This window comes from Stenotrophomonas sp. 2YAF22 (assembly GCF_052114665.1).
In the GTDB taxonomy this organism is placed as follows: domain Bacteria; phylum Pseudomonadota; class Gammaproteobacteria; order Xanthomonadales; family Xanthomonadaceae; genus Stenotrophomonas; species Stenotrophomonas indicatrix.
In genome coordinates this window covers 1-1,321 of sequence record NZ_JBFRFE010000864.1, presented here as the reverse complement: position 1 = coordinate 1,321, position 1,321 = coordinate 1, and the positions used below count along the sequence as shown (strand labels likewise).

General features: G+C 65.6%; 1 protein-coding gene. It reads left to right on the top strand.

From position 1 onward, the window contains the following. Positions 1 to 1,269: DUF885 domain-containing protein (locus AB4Y84_RS21795; protein WP_442250952.1), on the top strand; the 1,269-nt coding region annotated here is incomplete at its 5' end. Positions 1,270 to 1,321: the final 52 nt, after the last annotated feature.

The window sequence follows — 1,321 nt, the reverse complement described above, 5'->3', positions numbered from 1 at the left end:
GCGTTCACCACACTGGCCCGCCAGCGTTACGAAGAGCGGTTGAAGGACAGCACGCTGCTGCAGCCGACGAAGATCGAAGTGCAGCAGTCGCTGGACAACGTCGAGACCTACATCACCGGTATCGAGTCGTTGCTGAAGAAGTACCAGGTCGCTGGTGCCGACGAGGCGATGAAGGCGCTTGCCGCACAGATGAAGGACTACGCCGCATGGACCCGCAAGGAGGTGCTGCCGAAGGCACGTGCCGATGCGCGCCTGCCGGCTCCGCTGTACGCCTACCAGCTCAAGCAGGTCGGCATTGATATCGACCCGAAGCTGCTGATGCAGCGCGCGCAGCTGGAGTTCATGGAAACCCGCTCGGCGATGCGCCAGCTGGCGCCGCTGGTGGTGAAAGAGAAGGGTTTGAAGGTCAGTGATCCGAGCGACCCGGTGGCGGTGATCCGCGCGCTGAAGGGCGAGAAGATTGCCGATGACCAGCTTGAAGGCCACTACCGCAAGGTGATCGATGCCATCGATCCGTTGATCCGCGAACACCGCATCGTCGACGTGCCGCAGCGCGCGATGCAGATGCGCCTGGGCTCGGCCGCCGAAAGCGCTGCCAGCCCGGCACCGCACTTCCTGCCTGCGCCGCTGGTCAACAACACCGGGCAGCAGGGCACATTCGTGCTGCCGCTGGGCAACCCGGCTGCCGGTGCGGGTGCGCAGTACGACGACTTCAACTTCGGTTCGGCGGCCTGGACGCTGAGCGCGCATGAAGGCCGCCCGGGCCACGAGCTGCAGTTCACCGCGATGGTCGAGCGTGGCGTGTCGCTGGCGCGCACCATGTTCGCGTTCAATTCGGTGAACGTGGAAGGCTGGGCGCTGTATGCCGAGGCGGAGATGGTGCCGTACGAGCCGCTGGACGGGCAGATGATCGCGCTGCAGTTCCGCCTGTTGCGTGCCGCCCGCGCGATGCTGGACCCGATGCTCAACCTCGGCCTGACCGACCGTGCCAACGGCGAGCGCGTGCTGATCGAGCAGGTGGGTCTGTCCAAGGCGATGGCCACCCAGGAGCTGGACCGTTACATGGTGCGCATGCCGGGCCAGGCGGGCAGCTACTTCTACGGCTACACCCGCATCCTCGAACTGCGCATGCAGACCGAGCTGGCACTGGGCGCGAAGTTCGACCGTCTGGCCTTCAACAACTTCCTGCTCGACCAGGGCCTGTTGCCGCCGGACCAGCTGGCCGAAGCGGTGCAGCAGCAGTTCGTCCCGAAATACAGGAAGAACTGACCGGTAGTGCCGGCCGCTGGCCGGCATTGCCTTTGCCCTGCGGTTGCCGGCC